This window comes from Streptomyces araujoniae (genome assembly GCF_050871195.1).
Classification (GTDB): Bacteria; Actinomycetota; Actinomycetes; order Streptomycetales; family Streptomycetaceae; genus Streptomyces; species Streptomyces bacillaris.
In genome coordinates this window covers 2,256,671-2,274,051 of record NZ_CP194070.1, presented here as the reverse complement: position 1 = coordinate 2,274,051, position 17,381 = coordinate 2,256,671, and the positions used below count along the sequence as shown (strand labels likewise).

Sequence of the window (17,381 nt, the reverse complement as noted above, 5' to 3'; positions counted from 1 at the left end):
TCGTCTGTGTCTCTGCCCCACGAAGCCAAGCTCCGGACCACAGCGGTCGTGCTCGCCGGCGGCACCGGGCAGCGGGTGGGGCTCTCGATCCCCAAGCAGCTGCTGAAGATCGCGGGCAAGGCGGTCATAGAGCACACGCTGACGATCTTTCAGAACGCCGAGGACATCGACGACATCATCGTGATGATGGCTCCGGGGTTCGTGCCGGACGTCGAGAAGATCGTCGTCAAGGCCCAGTTGACCAAGGTCACCCGGGTCATCGAGGGCGGCGCCACCCGCAACGAGACCACCGAGCGCGCCATCGCGGCCCTCGGCGAGGGTCTCGCCGAGAACGAGGACCGCAACGTCCTCTTCCACGACGCGGTGCGCCCCCTGCTGTCACAGCGCGTCATCAGGGACTGTGTCGCCGCCCTCGACCGCTACCAGGCCGTCGACGTCGCCATCCCCTCCGCGGACACGATCATCGTGACCCGCACCCACGGCGAGGACGGCGAGTTCATCACCGAGGTCCCCGACCGCTCCCGGCTGCGCCGCGGCCAGACCCCGCAGGCGTTCAAGCTCTCCACCATCCGCAAGGCGTACAGGATCGCGGCTGGTGACCCCAACTTCCAGGCCACGGACGACTGTTCGGTGGTCCTCAAGTACCTCCCCGACGTGCCGATCCATGTGGTCGCGGGCGACGAGTACAACATGAAGGTCACCCAGCCGGTCGACGTCTTCCTCACCGACAAGCTCTTCCAGCTCGCCTCCACCGCCGCCCCCCGCCAGGCCGACGAGGCCGCCTACCGGGAACTGCTCTCGGGCAAGACCGTGGTGGTCTTCGGCGGTTCGTACGGGATCGGCGCCGACCTCGCGACGATGGCGGAGAGTTACGGGGCGAAGGTCTACGCGCTGGGCCGGTCGACCACCGGCACCCATGTGGAGAACCGGGCCGACATCGAGGGGGCGCTCGCCCGGGCGCACGCCGAGACCGGGCGCGTCGACTACGTCATCAACACCGCGGGCGTTCTGCGCATCGGCAGGCTGGCCGAGACGGACGACGCGACGATCCAGGAAGCGCTGAACGTCAACTATCTGGCCCCCGTCCAGATCGCGCGCGCCTCCTACACCTACCTCGCCGAGACGCAGGGACAGCTGCTGCTCTACACCTCCAGCAGCTACACCCGCGGCCGGGCCGAGTACAGCCTCTACTCCTCCACCAAGGCCGCCATGGTCAACCTGACCCAGGCGCTCGCCGACGAGTGGGCGGGCGAGGGGATCCGGGTGAACTGCGTGAACCCGGAGCGGACCGCGACACCGATGCGCACCAAGGCCTTCGGCCAGGAGCCGGAGGGCTCGCTGCTCTCCTCGGAGGCCGTGGCCCGCACCTCACTGGACGTGCTGCTCTCCGAGCTGACCGGGCACGTCATCGACGTACGACAGCAGGACCCGACGGCGGAGGCCTCCGCCTCGTCCGGGTTCGATCAGGCGCTGGCCTCCGCGCTGGACCGCCAGGGGGACGGTTAATCATTCTCGGCACCGACGCGACAACGGGCCTCGGTCACCGCTTGACGCGGTGACCGAGGCCTTGCGCGTATACGCACATTCATATTTTCCTCATTTACGTGAACCTCATTACGTGAAACCAGCCGGCACCCCCTGGAGCAGGTTCTTCATGATTTCCCAAGCCATCCGCCTCGCCCGTGTGGGCAGCAGATCAGAACTGGCGGCAGCGTTGCTGATGGGGCTCGGATACCCCTGTGTGATGCTCGCCGCGCTCATTCCGAACGTGTGGTTCTTCGCGGCGGCGGCGGCCGTCACCTACCTCGCGGACCGGTACCTGCACCATCGGGGGAGCTATGTGATCAACCGGCTCGGCAGGGTGCGGGCCGGACTGTCCATCCGCTTCCTGCTGCGCCAGCTGATGATCATCCTGCTGCTGGCCCGGCTCGATCTGTCCGAGGGGCCGCTGTTCTACACGGCGGTCGCCTGCTTCCTGCTCTTCTTCGGTCTCCAGATCCCGCAGGGCGCCCTGACGACCCTGATCAAGCTGCGCCGCACGATGCCGGTCATCACCCGCAACGTGGACCTGAACGCCGTACGCATCCCGGACGCCCCGCCGAGCGCGCTGCTGCGCCGCTCGGGCGAGAAGATGCTGCACCTGGACATCCCCGCGATGGCCGGCATCCTGATCGCCGCCGGGACCGGTGAGAACGCCGCCGCCTACGCCGGTGCCGCGCTCAGCCTGCTGCTCGCCCTCCTCTACGTCGCGGCGCTCGCCCCATACCTGCGCCGCAGCCGGCTGGCGCCCCGGCCCGCCGCCGTGCTCAAGGCCGTCGACACCTGGCTGGGCGAGTACCAGCCGACCGTGGTGCTCTACTTCTCCGGCTCCAACGAGTCCGCCTACCAGGGCAACATGTGGCTGGAGACCATGGCCCGGATCGAGGGCCGGCCGCTGATCATCATGCGGGAACGCGGTCTGGTCCCGCAGCTGGCCGAGACCTCCGTCCCGGTGATCTGCGTCCCGGCGGGCACCCATCTGATGAACCTGGACCTCTCCACCGTCCGGGTCTGCCTGTATCCGGCCAACGTCGGCAAGAACATCCACATCCTGCGCGTGCCGACCATGAAGCACGTCTTCATCGGCCACGGCGACAGCGACAAGCTCGCCAGCGTCAACCCGTACTCCAAGGTCTACGACGAGGTCTGGACGGCGGGCCGGGCCGGCCGCGACCGCTACGCGCTGGCCGACGTGGGCGTCCGGGACGAGGACATCGTCGAGGTCGGCCGCCCGCAGCTGGAGTCCATCGAGAGCGGTGCGGGCGCGCTCCGCAACCCCATCCCGACCGTCCTGTACGCCCCCACCTGGGAGGGCTGGGACGACAACCCCGGCAACACCTCGCTGCTGCTGGCGGGCGAGAACATCGTGCGCGGGCTGATCGACGCGGACGAGCCGGTCCGGATCGTCTACAAGCCGCACCCCTTCACCGGCATCCGCAACGCCAGGGCCAAGGCGGTCGACGCCCGGATCCGGGCCATGCTGGAGAAGGCCGCAGCCGAGCGCGCCGCCGAGCCCCGCTGGGCGCGGGAGGCCGGCCGGACGGCCGCCGACCGGAGCGCCGCCGAGGCCGAACTCGTCACCATCGGCGCCCGGTTGGCGGAGCTGGTCGTGGTGGGCCGCCCCGGCGCGGACGAGGCGGAGGAATCGCGGGTCTCGCTCGCGGACCCCGCCCGCGAGGCGGAGACGGCCCGGCTGCGGGCCGCGTGGAACGACGCCTACTGGCGCTCCTTCGGCTGGTGGGAGCACCGCACGGTGACGGGCTCGCAGCCCAGCCTGTACGACTGCTTCAACGAGTCCGACGCCATGGTCTCGGACATCTCCAGCGTGGTCTCCGACTTCATCGCCAGCGGCAAGCCGTACGCGGTCACCGACTCCGCGGGGCTGGGCGCCGAGGAGTTCCGGCGGCAGAACACCGCCGTACGGGCCGCGGTGGTCCTCTCCAACGGTGCCGGGGAACTGGGTGAACTGCTGGCCGCCGTCGCGGACCCGGCGGCGGACACCCTGGCCGGGGCGCGCCGGGAGCTGAAGACGTACCTCCTGGGCCCGGACGAGCCGACCTCCATGGAGCGGTTCAACGCCGCCGTACGGGCGCTCGCCGCCAAGGCGGAGGCCCGGAACACCGGGGTCGCCCAGCGGATCGGGGACCAGGCCGTGGCCGTCCCGGACCGGGAGGCGGACTCCAGCGGTGTCGGTACGGGCGAGCCGGAGGCGACGGCGGCGGCCGTCGCCACGGCGGACCCGGACGCGGTGGCCGTCCCCGGCGGCGAGGCGGAGGCGGTGGCGGCGGCGGAGGCCGCGGTCGCCTCGGAGGCCACGACGGCGCGCTGAGGCGCACAGCCGACCGGACTTGTCCGGAAAGAGACCCAACCCCGACGACGGCCCGTACGTCTCCCTTGGAGAAGGGGATGTACGGGTCGTTCGGCATGTGTGCGCCTAAAGAGTCTGTATGCAAAGAGCGCAGAGCCGGGCAAATCTCCTTCCCTCGTGATCAAATCGGCGGGTGGATATGGCCGACATGCCCAGGACGAACCACGAGCCCGATGTCAGTGTGATCATCGGGGCGTATGAAGCGATGCCCTATCTGATCCGGTGTCTGGAGTCGGTGGACGCGCAGACGATCGGACCCGGACGCATGGAGATCGTCGCGGTCGACGACGGCTCCACGGACGGCACCGGCGAATACCTGGAGGAGTTCGCCGCCCGGACGGCGATCCCCATGCGGGTCGTCCGGCAGGAGAACTCCGGCGGCCCCAGCGGCCCGCGCAACCTCGGCCTCGGGCTGGCCCGGGGCCGGTACGTCTTCTTTCTCGACGCCGACGACTACTTCGGTGAAGAGGCCCTGGAACGCATGGTCGCCATGGGCGACCGGGCGGGCACGGACGTGGTCCTCGGAAAGATCGTCGGCGTCGACCGCAGTGCGGCCAAGTCGATGTGGGGCGAGACCGTCGAGCGCGCCGATCTCTTCGACTCCGCCATCAAGTTCACCCTGAGCGCGCAGAAACTGTTCCGGCGCGACCTTCTCGTGCGGCTCGGCATGAGCTTCGACGAGAAGCTGCGGACCGGCGAGGACGCCCTCTTCACCATGGAGGCGTATCTGCGCGGCGACGGGGTCTCCGTCGTCGCGGACTACACCTGCTACTACCTGGTGGGCCGGGAGGACGGCAAGCAGCTCACCAAGAGCGGCGGCTACGAGCTGCGGTTCGACTCGGCCAGGGCGCTCATGAAGCTCATCGCCGACCATGTCCCCCCGGGCCCGCGGCGCGACACCCTGATGGTCCGGCCCTTCGTCATCACGCTGCTCCCGCAGTTCGGCCCCGTCCTGCTCGGTCAGAGCGAGGCGGTGCGGAAGCACAAGCTGGAGCTGGCGGCCCCGCTGATGCGGGCCTACTGGACGCCGGGGCTGGCGCGCCGGCTCAAGGTCCAGGAGAGGCTGCGGCTGACCTGCGTGGCCGAGGGGCGGCTCGATCTCCTGCTGGACATCCTGCGGTTCCTGAAGGACAAGAAGAAGCCGAAGGCGGTCCGCAAGGGCCTGCGCGGCCGGCTCCACCTCACCTACCCGCACTTCGGGGACGCCGCGGGGCTGCCGGACGCGGTGTACGAGCTGACCGTGCCGGAACGGATCGGCGGCGGGAAACCGGTGGCGCCGGAGCCGCAGACCGCGGCCGTCTTCGTACGGCGCCTGAGGCGCAAGGCCCGCCGGACGGCCGGGGCGCTCCGGACCGCGCTCCACGTCCCGCGCCGGGCCTAGGGCCTGTCGTCAGACTGCCGCCTGCCGCCTGCCGCCTGCCGCCTGCCGTCCGGGCGACGACGGCAGTCTGACGACAGGCCCCAGGGGGTGACTCCACGCGCCCCGTGAGCGCGGACGCCGCGCCGTCCGGGAACATCGGGGGACAGCCGATGCCCTCCCCCTCCTGGAACCCCCTGCCGGCCAGGCACCGCGGGACGGTTCGTCGGTCGCGGGCCCCGGGCGGCACCGGTCCCCGGGCGGACCGGGGCCGCCCGGCCGGAGGGGCGACGGACCCGTCCCGGAGGGCGTCCTACCCCCCGCGCTGAGACGGATCGGCGCCCCGCCGACGCCTCGCGTAGATTGTGGGCGCCGATGAGGACGACATGATGGGGACGGGCGTACGTGTCAGGGGCAAGCGAATTCGAAGGCGCACTCCGCACACCCTCCGACCGGGGTGACTCCGGACGGCGGGCGGAGGTGACCGGTGCCCGCAGGATCGTGGTCAAGGTCGGCTCCTCCTCGCTCACCACCGCCTCCGGCGGCCTGGACGCGGACCGGGTCGACGCCCTCGTCGACGTCCTGGCCAAGGTCAGGGACGGCGGCGAGCGCGAGGTCGTCCTCGTCTCCAGCGGGGCCATCGCCGCCGGACTCGCCCCGCTCGGCCTGGTCCGCCGCCCCAAGGACCTCGCCCGCCAGCAGGCCGCCGCCAGCGTCGGCCAGGGCCTCCTGGTCGCCCGCTACACCGCCTCCTTCGCCCGCTACGGCGTCCGCGTCGGCCAGGTGCTCCTCACCGCCGACGACACCAGCCGCCGCGCCCACTACCGCAACGCCTTCAGCACCCTCGACAAGCTCCTGGAGATGGGCGCCGTCCCCGTCGTCAACGAGAACGACACCGTCGCCACCGACGAGATCCGCTTCGGTGACAACGACCGGCTCGCCGCCCTCGTCGCCCACCTCGTCCACGCCGACCTCCTCGTCCTCCTCTCCGACGTCGACGGCCTCTACGACGGCCCGCCCGGCACCCCCGGCGCCTCCCGCATCGCCGAGGTCACCGGCCCCGGCGACCTCGCGGGCGTCACCATCGGCAGCGCCGGCAAGGCGGGCGTGGGCACCGGCGGCATGGTCACCAAGGTCGAGGCCGCCAACATCGCCACCGCCGCCGGGGTCCCCGTCGTCCTCACCTCCGCCAGCCGGGCCGCCGACGCCCTCGCCGGCCGCGACACCGGGACGTACTTCCACCGCACCGGCCGCCGCTCCGCCGACCGGCTGCTCTGGCTCGCCCACGCCTCCACCCCGCAGGGCGCGCTCACCCTCGACGACGGCGCCGTACGGGCCGTGGTGGAGCGCCGCACCTCGTTGCTGCCCGCCGGGATCTCCGCCGTCGAGGGCGAGTTCAGCGCCGGCGACCCGGTGGAGCTGCGCGACCTGCGCGGCACCCCCGTCGCCCGCGGACTCGTCAACTTCGACGCGAAGGAGATCCCCCAGCTGCTCGGCCGCTCCACCCGCGATCTCGCCCGTGAGCTGGGTCCCGCCTACGAGCGCGAGGTCGTACACAGGGACGATCTGGTCATCCTCGTGCCGCGCCTCACCCCCTGAAACGGCTGAAAGTCCCGCCATCGGGCAGGGACCTTTACCAAAACCGCCCCACGCCCGGCCGTTGACTGGTCCACTTTGTAGCGGGGAAACAGGGGACCGCACAGCAACACATCACAGGAGGCCGCCGGTGAGACGAGCGCGCCCGGGGGCGTCGCCCCGAGGCACGGGCAGCCGCGCCCTGACGAGCGTCGGAGCGGGCACCGGTTTCGACCGGAACCCGCCCCTGGGAGGCACTGCCGACCAGGAGCCGGTGCCGGAGCGCCAGGAGGACCGCCCGCAGTCGAAGCTCTGGCACATCACCCTCAGCGTCTCGGGGGCCGAGACCCCGCTGCGGGAGGTCAGACGCGGTCTGGAACAGCTCGCGCACGACCATCCCTTCCTGCTGACCAGCCGTTACGCAGCCGACCACGCGGAGATCCGCTACTGGGAAGAGGCCCGCGACCTGCACGACGCCGCCGCCGTCGCCCTGCGGCTGTGGGGCGAGCACCGCTCCAGCGCCCAGCTGCCGCCGTGGAAGATCGTCGGCCTGGAAGTGATCGACCGCGAGACCTACCACCAGCGCATCGCCGAGGGGTACGGGCCACCGCCCGCCGCCCCCGTCGGCGTGCACCCGTACTGAAAGGCCGGGTGACGCGAGACGTCCGCCCCTCGGGTCGGCCGTCTCGCATCACGGGATACGTGCCGTATGCCCGCAGAGCGCGCATTACCCTGCGGGCATGACCACGCTCTCGCCCTACGACAACCTGTCCCCGGTCGCGCAGACCGCCTACCGGGCCCGCGCCGCCGCCGCAGATATCGCGCCACTTCCGCGCGCTGCCAAGGACGACGCGCTGCTGGCCATCGCGGACGCCCTCGAAGTGCGGACCGCCGAGATCGTCGAGGCCAACGCGCAGGACGTCGAGCGGGCCCGCGAGGCCGGCACGAGCGAGGGCATCATCGACCGGCTCACCCTCACCCCGGAGCGCATCCGGGCCATCGCCGCCGATGTACGGGACGTGGCCGCGCTGCCCGACCCGGTCGGTGAGGTGGTGCGCGGCTCGACCCTGCCCAACGGCATCGACCTGCGCCAGGTCCGCGTCCCCCTCGGCGTGGTCGGCATCATCTACGAGGCCCGCCCCAACGTCACCGTGGACGCGGCCGCCCTCTGCCTCAAGTCCGGCAACGCGGTCCTGCTGCGCGGCTCCTCCTCCGCGTACGCCTCCAACACCGCCCTGGTCCGCGTCCTGCGCGACGCCGTCGGCGGCTCGGGCCTCCCCGCCGACGCGGTCCAGCTCGTCCCGGGCGAGAGCCGCGACTCCGTACGGGAGCTGATGCGGGCCCGCGGCCTGGTCGACGTCCTCATCCCGCGCGGCGGCGCCTCCCTGATCCGTACGGTCGTCGAGGAGTCCACGGTCCCCGTCATCGAGACCGGCACCGGCAACTGCCACGTCTACGTCGACGCCGAGACGGACCTGTCCATGGCGGTCGACATCCTGGTCAACTCCAAGGCCCAGCGCCCCAGCGTCTGCAACGCCGCCGAGACCCTGCTCGTCCACAAGGACGTCGCGGACGCCTTCCTGCCGCTCGCCCTGGACGCCCTGGCCGAGGCCGGGGTCACCGTCCACGGCGACGAGCACGTCCTCGCCCGCGCCGAGGGGACCAAGGCCACCGTGGTCCCGGCGACGACCGAGGACTGGGAGACCGAGTACCTCTCGTACGACATCGCGGCGGCGGTCGTGGACTCCCTGGACGCGGCCGTGGCCCACATCCGCCTCTGGTCCTCCGGCCACACCGAGGCCATCGTGACCACCTCGCAGGCCGCCGCCCGCCGGTTCACCCAACTGGTCGACTCCACCACGGTCGCCGTCAACGCCTCGACGCGCTTCACCGACGGGGGGCAGTTCGGCTTCGGCGCGGAGATCGGCATCTCCACCCAGAAGCTGCACGCCAGGGGCCCGATGGGCCTGCCGGAGCTGACCTCCACGAAGTACATCGTCACCGGCGACGGGCACACCCGGTAGCCCGACTTTCCGGAGCGCCTGCCCAAAAGGTCCCGGCACGGCTACGCTGAATCCGTGCCGGACGACGTGGGGGGCAAGCCGTTCCCGGACGGCTGGGAGCCTGACGACGACCGCGGGGGCGCGGACAAGGACTTCGCCTCCGTGGTGTTCGACGAGGACTTCGTCCGGGCCGCCGTCGTCCATGAGCCCACCGCCGTGGAGCGCCTGCTCGCCGCCGCGGAGGCCCGGGCCCAGGCCGACGCCGCCCGGGCCCGCCGCAGCCGCCGCCCCACGGACGGCGAGTACGGCTCCCACCGCCGCCCCCGGCCCCCGCACGACCCGCAGGACCTCGACTACGACCCCGACGACCACGACGACTCCGGCTCCTACGGTCCCGCCGGCTACCGGGGCGCCGCCCGCTGGCACCGCCCGGTTGCGTGGCTCCTGGCCCTCGTGATGGGCGTCGGCATGGTCGGCCTCGCCTTCTCCGCCGCCCACCGCACCGCCTCCGCGAACCGCGAGGACCAGGTGGTGCCGCCCGCCACCAGCGGGGTGGACCAGCCCGGGGCGATTCCACCGGCCGCCGTGGACCACTCCCGCCCCACGGTCTCCGCCACCCCCTCCACTCCCTGAGCCGCTCCCGCGCCGCGCACCCCGCACCGGGGGATCGGCCCGCCCGTCACCCGTACGGCGGTGTCGGCCGCCGCCACTTCCCGCCGCTCTCCGCGTTTACGTCACCGCCGATCGACCTACTCTGAAGATGTGACCCCTCGCTTCCGGGGGGCTTCTCGCTGCCGGACGCCCGACGGCCGAAGCAGACCGTGGCGCACCGAGCAGACCGGTGGTGCGGAGATGGCGGGAGAGACGTCATGACAGGCCGCTCAGAACCGCCGAACGGCCCGCCCGAGAACCCCGAGGGCGGCGAGGACGAGTACGGCTCGCTCGTCTTCGACGAATCGTTCATCCGCAGTGCCCGTGTGCAGGAGTTCTCGGCGCAGGAGCGGATGGGCGAGCCCGCCCGCGCGGTGCGCACGCTGCCGGAACCGGTGGCCCCGACCGGCCACGGCTCCCGGGCCGCCATCGTGCTGGTCGTCCTCATCGCCCTGGCCTTCGCCACGGCCGTCTACATCGGCTTCCGCAACCCCTACCCGCAGCCCGTCACCCGCCGGGCCGAACCGCTGCGCACCACCGTCGTGCCCCTCGCCCCCCGCGGCCCCGTCCCCGCCGGATCACCCGAGCAGCTCTACCGGGCCGCCCCGCTCTCCGGCTTCCGCGCCGGCGCGGCCGGCATCAACTTCCCCTCCGTGCGGCGTACGCAGAACTTCTCCGACAGCCAGATCACCACCGCCCTCGCCACCGTCAAGGACTACCTGGTGGAGTCCTCGCTCAACCCGGCCGTCCTCACCGGCCAGGTCCGCCGCCCCGTCGAGCAGCTCCTCGACCCCGACCAGCGGGGCCAGTTCGAACGGTCCCTGAGCAGCCCCGCCGACGACGGGCTCCACGCCGCCACCGGCTGGCTGGTGCGCTTCGACCCGGCCCAGGTGGAGCTGGCCGACCCCCAGGTCCGGGTCCAGGGCACCCTCTCGTACGCCGAGGACGGCGCGGGCACCCTGGAGATCGTCTCGGACCACACCTTCACCTACGCCCTGCGCCCGGCGGGCACCACGGCCGAGGAGGACGGCGCCTCCCTTTTCACCGTCCGGCGAGAGGTGCGCTTCCGCCTCGACCGGGAGGACCTGCGCCTGCACCGGCTGGAGCTGCGCACCGCCCACGTACAGGCCGGACCGCAGTCCTGCTCGGCCGGCGCGACCGGGACGCTGCGGCCGCTCCTGGCGGGGGAGCGGGCCGACGCCCGGGGCCCGGCGGCCACCGACCCGTACGCCCCGGGCCGGCCCGCGGCGGCGCTCTGCGGCACCCTGGCACCCCTGGCCACCCCCACACCGGCCGCCTCGGGCGCCTCGGGCGCGCCCGGTGGAGCTACCCCTTCCGAGGCCCCTCCTCAGGGCTCTGCGGCCCTTCGGGACTACCGCCCCCATCCGTCGTAGCGGAACCTGAACCGCCCGCACCGCCCTTGGCCCCACCGCCGCCACCGGTGAACTTGTCGCGCAGCTTGCCGCCCAGGTCCCCGGCGCCCCCGGCGATGTCACCGACCAGCTTCATCAGCGGGTCCTTGCTCGTCCGCACCGTGTCGGCGTAGTGCGAGGCCGACTCCCGGAAGGAGTCCGAGACCGAGGTGTCCTTGTCCTCGTCGCGCCGGGGGTAGTGGCCGTCCATGATCCGCTGGAAGTCGCGGGTCTCCGACCACTTCTTCAGCTCGGCGGCCCGCACCGTGGTGAAGGGGTGCGACCGGGGCAGCACATTGAGGATCTTGAGGACCGAGTCCCGCAGATCCCCGCCCTTCTCGTACTCGTCGGCCTGGGCGAGGAAGGCGTCCACGTTCATCTGATGGAGGTGGTTGCCACCGGCGATCTTCATCAGACCGCGCATCGACGCCTGGATGTCCTGGCCCACCAGCAGACCGGCCCGGTCGGCGGAGAGCTCCGACTTGCGGAACCACTCGCGCAGCGCCGTCACGATCGCCATGATCGCCACGTTCCCCAGCGGGATCCAGGCGACCTTCACGGCCAGGTTGGTGAGGAAGAGCAGGATCGTCCGGTACACCGAGTGGCCGGAGAGGGCGTGGCCCACCTCGTGGCCCACCACCGCCCGCATCTCCTCCTCGTCGAGCAGCTCGACCAGGCCGGTGGTGACCACGATGATCGGCTCGTCCATCCCGATGCACATGGCGTTGGGCTGAGGGTCCTGCTTGACGTACATCGGCGGGACCTTCTCCAGGTCCAGGATGTAACACGCGTCGCGCAGCATGTCGTGGAGGTGGGCGAACTGCGCCTCGCTCACCCGGACGGAGTCGGAGAGGAAGAGCAGCCGCAGGCTCCGCTCCGGGAGCAGCCCGCTGAGCGCCTTGAACACGGTGTCGAAACCGGTGAGTCTGCGCAGCGCCACCAGGGCCGAGCGGTCCGCCGGGTGCTCGTAGGCCCGGGACGAGATCCCGGGGAATCGCCTGCGCGCCCTGCTCGGCACGTTCTCGTGACTGATGTCGGTCATGGATGGCCCCCTGTTCGTACGAGACGTTGCTCGCCCCCCGGACAAAACCCAGCGTAGGTGCTGGCGCTACGGTGTGCGGGGGGCTGTGGATAACTTTGAGGAGCGCCCGAAATGCCGCACATCGCCGTAACCCTGGCTGCCGCTTCCGCGGAACAGGGACCGGGGGCCACCCTCCGGATCGTGCTGCTGGTCTCGATCGTCGGAGCGGTGCTGCTGGCCTGGTTCCTGCTGCGCGGATACCGCAACAACGACGACAACGACTGAGTCGGCGTGAGCGTGCCCGAAGGCCCCGCATACGATGTGCCCGACGTCTTCCTTCCGCCTCACGATCGATAGGTCCTGCCGAAGATGAGCCTCACGAGCACCGCACACGAGCTGGTCACCCTCGCCTCCGGAGGTGAGGGCGGCGGCAACCACGAAAGCCTCAGCCCCTACCTCATCGGCGGCCTTGCCTTCCTCGCGCTGATGTTCCTGCTCTGGGTCACCACCCGCTTCAACCGCGACCGCTGAGACAGAGGCGTACAGCTGTGCCAGTAGGCTCTGCACGCATGGGAGAGCAGGAAGTGCCTACCGGCCCCGGCAAACGCCGCGTCGGCGTCATGGGCGGGACATTCGACCCGATCCACCACGGACACCTGGTGGCGGCCAGTGAAGTGGCCGCCCAGTTCCATCTCGACGAGGTCGTGTTCGTCCCGACCGGGCAGCCGTGGCAGAAGAGCCACAAGAAGGTCTCCCCGGCCGAGGACCGCTATCTGATGACGGTCATCGCCACCGCGTCCAATCCGCAGTTCTCGGTCAGCCGCAGTGACATCGACCGTGGCGGACCGACGTACACCATCGATACGCTGCGGGACCTGCGCGAGGTCCACGGCGACGCGGACCTCTTCTTCATCACCGGCGCCGACGCGCTCGCCCAGATCCTCACCTGGCGCGACGCGGAGGAGCTGTTCTCGCTCTCCCACTTCATCGGTGTGACCCGGCCGGGTCACGTGCTCACGGACGACGGACTTCCCGAAGGCGGTGTCTCCCTCGTGGAGGTGCCGGCGCTGGCGATCTCGTCCACGGACTGCCGTGAGAGGGTCGCGCAGGGGGAGCCGGTCTGGTACCTGGTGCCGGACGGCGTGGTCCGCTACATCGACAAGCGCCAGCTGTACCGCGGCGACTGAGCCACGGAGAGGGGCACCGGTGAACGACCGACAGAACCCGTACGGCCACGACCCGTACTACCAGCAGCCGCAGATCATCGGTTACGACGAGTACGGGCAGCCGGTGTACCAGCAGCACGGGCAGGAGCAGGGCGGGCAGCAGTACGACCCCTACGCCGCCCAGCAGGGCCAGGGGCAGGCACAGACACAGGGCCACGTCACGGACCCGGGGTACGGCTACGACCCGTACAACCAGCCCCAGCAGTCCGAGCAGCCCCAGGCCCAGCCGTACGACCCCTACGCGCAGCAGCAACAGCAGCACCAGGACCGGAGCGGCAGCGACCAGGGGTACGCCCAGGGGCACGGGCAGAGCCAGGGCCAGGCGCAGGGTTACGGGTACGGCGGCTACACCGACTACGGCTACGCCACCGGGCAGCAGCCCGCCGCCGTCGACACCGGGCAGTGGAACATCCCGCAGCAGGGCACCGCCCCCGTACCGGAACAGGCGCCTCAGCACGCGGCCCAGCAGGAGCAGCGGCAGACAGCCCGGCCCGCGCCCGACCGGGCGTCCGAGGGGGTCTTCGGCCCGTCGTCGGAGGCGGAGACCGAGGCGGATTCCGCCGTTCCCGGGCAGCGCCGTCCCGCCCCGGACTACCGCACCGAGCAGTTCTCGTTCATCGAGGAGCCCGACGAGGACTCCGAAGACGTCATCGACTGGCTGAAGTTCACCGAGAGCCGCAGCGAGCGGCGCGAGGAGGCCCGGCGAAAGGGCCGCAACCGGATGATCGCGCTGATCGTCGTGGCCGTCCTCGTGGTGGTCGGCGGCGTCGGCTACCTCTGGTCCGCCGATCTGATCCCCGGCCTCTCCGGCAAGGAGGAGAAGAAGACCGTCGCCGCCGGTGCCCAGCAGCGCGACGTGATCGTGGTCCACCTGCACAACACCAAGAAGGGCGGCACGTCGACGGCCCTCCTCGTCGACAACGTCACCACCAAGCAGGGCACCACCGTCCTGCTGCCCAACACCCTGGCCGTGGCGGGCGACGACGGGACCACCATCACGCTCGGCAAGTCCGTCGACGACGACGGCCGGAGCGGCACCCGGGAGGCCGTCGAGACCCTCCTGGGTACGAAGATCAGCGGCACCTGGCGGCTGGACACCCCGTATCTGGAGATCCTCGTCGAGCAGGTCGGCAACATCGAGATGGACACCGACATCGATGTTCCCGATGCCAAGAAGGGCGCCGACCCCCTGGTGAGGAAGGGGGAGGCGCAGACGCTCAGCGGCCCGATGGCCGTCGCGTACGCCACCTACCTGGCCCCCGGGGAGGCCGAGGCCAAGCAGCTGAACCGGTTCGGGGAGGTCATGCGCGCGGTGCTGCGCAAGATCTCGGAGGACCCCAAGGCCGCGACCGTCACCGTGGAGACGCTGGCCCAGGTCCTGGACCCGTCACTGCCGGAGAAGGACCTCGGCGCCTCGCTCGCCAAGCTGGCGTCGCGGGCCAAGATCGGTGACTACAAGACGATGCTGCTGCCGGTCCAGGACGACGGCACGCTCACCGACGCGGCCACCCGAAGCGTCGTCAAGGACGTCCTCGGCGGCTCGGTGAAGGCTCCGGAGGAGGGCGCCCCCCTCAGGGTCGCCGTCCGCAACGCGACGGGGAACGCCAAGGCCGCGGAGTCCGCCCGGATCACGTTGGTCAACGGCGGTTACGCCTTCGTGGACAGCGGCAAGGCCGACGACGAGGCCGAGTCCGTCGTGATCTACGGGAGCGCCGGGGACAAGGAGAAGGCCACGGAGGTCGCCAAGACCCTGGGGCTGTCCGCCGGGGCCGTGAAACAGGGCGAACCGGCGGCCAACGCGGACGTGTCCGCCGTGCTCGGCCAGAACTACAAGATCAAGTAGCCGTAGGTCCGTAGGTCCGGAAGTCCGGAAGCCCGGAAGTCCGGAGACCCGGAGGCGGTAAGGCCGGCGTCGGCAGGTGGTGGCAGGCCGACGCCGGCAGTCCGCGAGGGCCACCGTCGGCGGGAGGGAAGGGTTGTCGGCGGTCCGTGAGACCCTGGGGGTTGTATCCGACCGCCGACGAAAGCCTGCATGTGACCGCCACGGACCGCTCCATCGAGCTCATCAACGCCGCCGCCCAGGCGGCCGCCGACCGGCTCGCGCACGACATCATCGCCTACGACGTCAGCGATGTGCTGTCGATCACCGACGCCTTCCTGCTGGCCTCGGCCCCCAACGACCGCCAGGTCAAGTCGATCGTCGACGAGATCGAGGAGCGGCTCCAGAAGGAGCTGGGCGCCAAGCCGGTGCGCCGCGAGGGCGACCGCGACGCCCGCTGGATCCTCCTCGACTACGTCGACATCGTCATCCACGTCCAGCACAGCGAGGAGCGCGTCTTCTACGCGCTGGAGCGCCTGTGGAAGGACTGCCCGGAGATCGCCCTTCCCGAGGACGCGGTCAAGACCCGCGGCAAGGCCGAGGAGCACGCACAGCTCAACGGCGTCACGGAAGGCGACCCGAGCTGAACGGCAGTCGCGGCGGCAGGGGCCGCAGGATCGTCCTCTGGCGGCACGGCCAGACCGCGTGGAACCTGGAGCGCCGCTTCCAGGGCACCACGGACATCGAGCTGACCGAGGAGGGTGTCGCGCAGGCCCGCCGGGCCGCCCGGCTGCTCGCCTCGCTGAAGCCCGACGCCGTCGTCGCCTCCGACCTCCGGCGGGCGGCGGCCACGGCCGCCGAGCTGGCGGCGGTCACCGGCCTCACCGTCTCCCACGACGCAGCGCTCCGTGAGACGTACGCGGGGGTCTGGCAGGGGCTGACGCACGAGGAGATCGTCGAGCGGTACGGCGACGAGTACGCCGCGTGGAAGCGCGGCGAGCCGGTCCGCAGGGGCGGCGGCGAGCTGGAGACCGAGGTCGCCGACCGGGCCGCCCCGGTCGTCCTGGAGCACGCCGACAAGCTGCCCGCCGACGGCACGCTCGTCGTGGTCAGCCACGGCGGCACGATCAGGACGACGATCGGCCGGCTGCTGGGTCTGGAGGCGCACCACTGGGAAGGGCTCGGCGGGCTCACCAACTGCTGCTGGTCCGTCCTGGGCGAGGGCGCGCGCGGCTGGCGCCTGCTGGAGCATAACGCCGGCACCCTGCCGGAGCCGGTGCTCGGCGACGACGACTAAGGCTCCCGACCGGGGCCGCCGGGGGGACGACGAGGGGGCCGTGAGGCCCGCCCGACACCGCCCCGGGCCCGCCCGACGGGGTCTTGGGACCTGCCCGGCAGCGCCCCCGGGGCCGGATTTCACTTTCCGGCAGGTCACAGGCTAAAGTTCTTCTTGTTCGCAGCGCGGAAACGCAGGGAAACAGAGCGAACAGCGGGGCTATAGCTCAGTTGGTAGAGCGCCTGCATGGCATGCAGGAGGTCAGGAGTTCAATTCTCCTTAGCTCCACAATCGAAGATCCCGTCCCCGTCTGGGGGCGGGATCTTCTGCATGGGGCCTCCGACCGCGCCGGGCCTCCCGCTCCGCCGCGTGGGGATCTTCCGCGAGGACCTGTGAAGCGGGCTGACCCCCTTGCGGGGTCATGGCAGAATCGGAGCGCCGGAGGGGGCGACGGACCGATCGGGAGGGAGCGCGATGCCTGCGAGTCGCGAACGCGTCCCCGGCCTGCCCCTGATCACCGCCCTGCCACCCGACCCCGTAACGTCCGACGACCGATCCCGGCTCGGCTGTCCGTCCTGTGGTTCGTCCCACGTGGCCCAGGTCCTGGGCGACAACGGAGGGGTCTCCTACGTGTGTACGGCCTGCGGCCACAGCTGGAGCTGACTGATGGGTGCCCACAGGCGTAAGTGCGACTGGTGCGGCAGCGGCACGCCCATTGTCAGGGACATGGACCCGATCAACGCCGAATACCAGTACTGGTGCGAGGAATGCGCGCGGGCGCTGATCATAAAAGGCGACCCCATCGAGACCTACCGGGAGCTGGAGGGGGAGCCGATCTACGGGCGGCTCCTGGAGGAGCACTGCACCCTGAAGCGGTTCTACTCCTTCGCGACGGCCTGACGCCCCACCCCTCTGGCCTGCGGCTGACGGGTCAACAAGCGGAATAATTCGGGCATATGTGCATGCACTGGAAACGATTTGGTGAAGCACCGGGGGGACCGTGTAATGTTCTCGATGTCGCCAAGGGGAACCGGGCGGCAGACAGTAAGGGGCTATAGCTCAGTTGGTAGAGCGCCTGCATGGCATGCAGGAGGTCAGGAGTTCAATTCTCCTTAGCTCCACAGTGAAGAAGCG

Annotated in this window: 17 protein-coding genes and 2 tRNA genes; 18 read left to right on the top strand and 1 reads right to left on the bottom strand. The window is 71.1% G+C overall.

What is annotated here, in order from left to right; translation table 11 throughout:
* Nucleotides 1–6: 6 nt before the first annotated feature.
* From ACQ9ZG_RS09770 to ACQ9ZG_RS09735, 8 genes are all read left to right on the top strand, one after another.
* Nucleotides 7–1,506, top strand: coding sequence for a bifunctional cytidylyltransferase/SDR family oxidoreductase (locus tag ACQ9ZG_RS09770; RefSeq protein ID WP_028415222.1), 1,500 nt, complete (start codon nucleotides 7–9; stop codon nucleotides 1,504–1,506).
* 148 nt (nucleotides 1,507–1,654) lie between these two features.
* Complete coding sequence (locus ACQ9ZG_RS09765; protein WP_499280291.1) at nucleotides 1,655–3,868, top strand: hypothetical protein; 2,214 nt, start codon at nucleotides 1,655–1,657, stop codon at nucleotides 3,866–3,868.
* Nucleotides 3,869–4,046: 178 nt separating this feature from the next.
* Nucleotides 4,047–5,288, top strand: coding sequence for a glycosyltransferase family 2 protein (locus ACQ9ZG_RS09760; protein WP_109916290.1), 1,242 nt, complete (start codon nucleotides 4,047–4,049; stop codon nucleotides 5,286–5,288).
* A 456-nt stretch (nucleotides 5,289–5,744) separates the two neighbouring features.
* Nucleotides 5,745–6,863, top strand: coding sequence for a glutamate 5-kinase (gene proB, locus ACQ9ZG_RS09755; protein ID WP_018487137.1), 1,119 nt, complete (start codon nucleotides 5,745–5,747; stop codon nucleotides 6,861–6,863).
* Nucleotides 6,864–6,990: 127 nt separating this feature from the next.
* Nucleotides 6,991–7,482, top strand: a complete 492-nt coding sequence (locus tag ACQ9ZG_RS09750; RefSeq protein WP_028415225.1) for a DUF8830 family protein — start codon at nucleotides 6,991–6,993, stop codon at nucleotides 7,480–7,482.
* Between the two features lie 97 nt (nucleotides 7,483–7,579).
* Complete coding sequence (locus ACQ9ZG_RS09745; protein ID WP_018487135.1) at nucleotides 7,580–8,863, top strand: glutamate-5-semialdehyde dehydrogenase; 1,284 nt, start codon at nucleotides 7,580–7,582, stop codon at nucleotides 8,861–8,863.
* A gap of 54 nt (nucleotides 8,864–8,917) precedes the next feature.
* Nucleotides 8,918–9,475, top strand: a complete 558-nt coding sequence (locus ACQ9ZG_RS09740; RefSeq protein ID WP_018487134.1) for an SCO2584 family spore wall biosynthesis protein — start codon at nucleotides 8,918–8,920, stop codon at nucleotides 9,473–9,475.
* A 236-nt stretch (nucleotides 9,476–9,711) separates the two neighbouring features.
* The gene (locus ACQ9ZG_RS09735; protein ID WP_499280290.1) at nucleotides 9,712–10,887 is read left to right on the top strand and encodes an SCO2583 family membrane protein; all 1,176 of its coding nucleotides are present in this window, start codon (nucleotides 9,712–9,714) and stop codon (nucleotides 10,885–10,887) included.
* Here the strand turns inward: ACQ9ZG_RS09735 and ACQ9ZG_RS09730 are convergent.
* The gene (locus tag ACQ9ZG_RS09730) at nucleotides 10,820–11,947 is read right to left on the bottom strand and encodes a M48 family metallopeptidase (protein WP_028415227.1); all 1,128 of its coding nucleotides are present in this window, start codon (nucleotides 11,945–11,947) and stop codon (nucleotides 10,820–10,822) included. The two genes, ACQ9ZG_RS09735 and ACQ9ZG_RS09730, sit on opposite strands and share 68 nt — an antisense overlap.
* A 111-nt stretch (nucleotides 11,948–12,058) precedes the next feature.
* Between ACQ9ZG_RS09730 and ACQ9ZG_RS09725 the strand changes: the two genes are divergently transcribed.
* From ACQ9ZG_RS09725 to ACQ9ZG_RS09680, 10 genes are all read left to right on the top strand, one after another.
* On the top strand, nucleotides 12,059–12,211 hold the full coding sequence (locus ACQ9ZG_RS09725) for a hypothetical protein (RefSeq protein ID WP_018487131.1): 153 nt from the start codon (nucleotides 12,059–12,061) through the stop codon (nucleotides 12,209–12,211).
* A gap of 84 nt (nucleotides 12,212–12,295) precedes the next feature.
* Complete coding sequence (locus ACQ9ZG_RS09720; protein ID WP_018487130.1) at nucleotides 12,296–12,457, top strand: hypothetical protein; 162 nt, start codon at nucleotides 12,296–12,298, stop codon at nucleotides 12,455–12,457.
* Between the two features lie 38 nt (nucleotides 12,458–12,495).
* Nucleotides 12,496–13,113, top strand: a complete 618-nt coding sequence (gene nadD / locus ACQ9ZG_RS09715) for a nicotinate-nucleotide adenylyltransferase (protein WP_026237369.1) — start codon at nucleotides 12,496–12,498, stop codon at nucleotides 13,111–13,113.
* Nucleotides 13,114–13,132: 19 nt separating this feature from the next.
* The gene (locus ACQ9ZG_RS09710) at nucleotides 13,133–14,995 is read left to right on the top strand and encodes an LCP family protein (RefSeq protein ID WP_109915353.1); all 1,863 of its coding nucleotides are present in this window, start codon (nucleotides 13,133–13,135) and stop codon (nucleotides 14,993–14,995) included.
* 191 nt (nucleotides 14,996–15,186) lie between these two features.
* The gene (rsfS, locus tag ACQ9ZG_RS09705; protein WP_028415229.1) at nucleotides 15,187–15,618 is read left to right on the top strand and encodes a ribosome silencing factor; all 432 of its coding nucleotides are present in this window, start codon (nucleotides 15,187–15,189) and stop codon (nucleotides 15,616–15,618) included.
* Nucleotides 15,615–16,268, top strand: a complete 654-nt coding sequence (locus ACQ9ZG_RS09700) for a histidine phosphatase family protein (RefSeq protein WP_028415230.1) — start codon at nucleotides 15,615–15,617, stop codon at nucleotides 16,266–16,268. Before rsfS ends, ACQ9ZG_RS09700 begins: the two co-directional genes overlap by 4 nt.
* A 194-nt stretch (nucleotides 16,269–16,462) precedes the next feature.
* Nucleotides 16,463–16,535 (top strand) — tRNA-Ala (locus tag ACQ9ZG_RS09695).
* Nucleotides 16,536–16,721: 186 nt separating this feature from the next.
* Nucleotides 16,722–16,910: a hypothetical protein gene (locus ACQ9ZG_RS09690; protein ID WP_109915354.1), complete on the top strand. Its 189-nt coding sequence runs from the start codon at nucleotides 16,722–16,724 to the stop codon at nucleotides 16,908–16,910.
* A gap of 3 nt (nucleotides 16,911–16,913) precedes the next feature.
* Nucleotides 16,914–17,147, top strand: coding sequence for a hypothetical protein (locus tag ACQ9ZG_RS09685; protein ID WP_018487125.1), 234 nt, complete (start codon nucleotides 16,914–16,916; stop codon nucleotides 17,145–17,147).
* 148 nt (nucleotides 17,148–17,295) lie between these two features.
* A tRNA-Ala gene (locus tag ACQ9ZG_RS09680) sits at nucleotides 17,296–17,368 on the top strand.
* The last annotated feature ends 13 nt before the right edge of the window (nucleotides 17,369–17,381 follow it).

Bases quoted from the DNA above. Each gene is read 5' to 3' on its own strand.
- ACQ9ZG_RS09720 (WP_018487130.1), top strand. From the start codon at position 12,296: ATGAGCCTCACGAGCACCGCACACGAGCTGGTCACCCTCGCCTCCGGA.
- ACQ9ZG_RS09685 (WP_018487125.1), top strand. From the start codon at position 16,914: ATGGGTGCCCACAGGCGTAAGTGCGACTGGTGCGGCAGCGGCACGCCC.
- ACQ9ZG_RS09730 (WP_028415227.1), bottom strand. From the start codon at position 11,947: ATGACCGACATCAGTCACGAGAACGTGCCGAGCAGGGCGCGCAGGCGA.
- ACQ9ZG_RS09735 (WP_499280290.1), top strand. From the start codon at position 9,712: ATGACAGGCCGCTCAGAACCGCCGAACGGCCCGCCCGAGAACCCCGAG.
- ACQ9ZG_RS09745 (WP_018487135.1), top strand. From the start codon at position 7,580: ATGACCACGCTCTCGCCCTACGACAACCTGTCCCCGGTCGCGCAGACC.
- ACQ9ZG_RS09760 (WP_109916290.1), top strand. From the start codon at position 4,047: ATGGCCGACATGCCCAGGACGAACCACGAGCCCGATGTCAGTGTGATC.
- ACQ9ZG_RS09765 (WP_499280291.1), top strand. From the start codon at position 1,655: ATGATTTCCCAAGCCATCCGCCTCGCCCGTGTGGGCAGCAGATCAGAA.
- ACQ9ZG_RS09725 (WP_018487131.1), top strand. From the start codon at position 12,059: ATGCCGCACATCGCCGTAACCCTGGCTGCCGCTTCCGCGGAACAGGGA.
- ACQ9ZG_RS09690 (WP_109915354.1), top strand. From the start codon at position 16,722: ATGCCTGCGAGTCGCGAACGCGTCCCCGGCCTGCCCCTGATCACCGCC.
- nadD (WP_026237369.1), top strand. From the start codon at position 12,496: ATGGGAGAGCAGGAAGTGCCTACCGGCCCCGGCAAACGCCGCGTCGGC.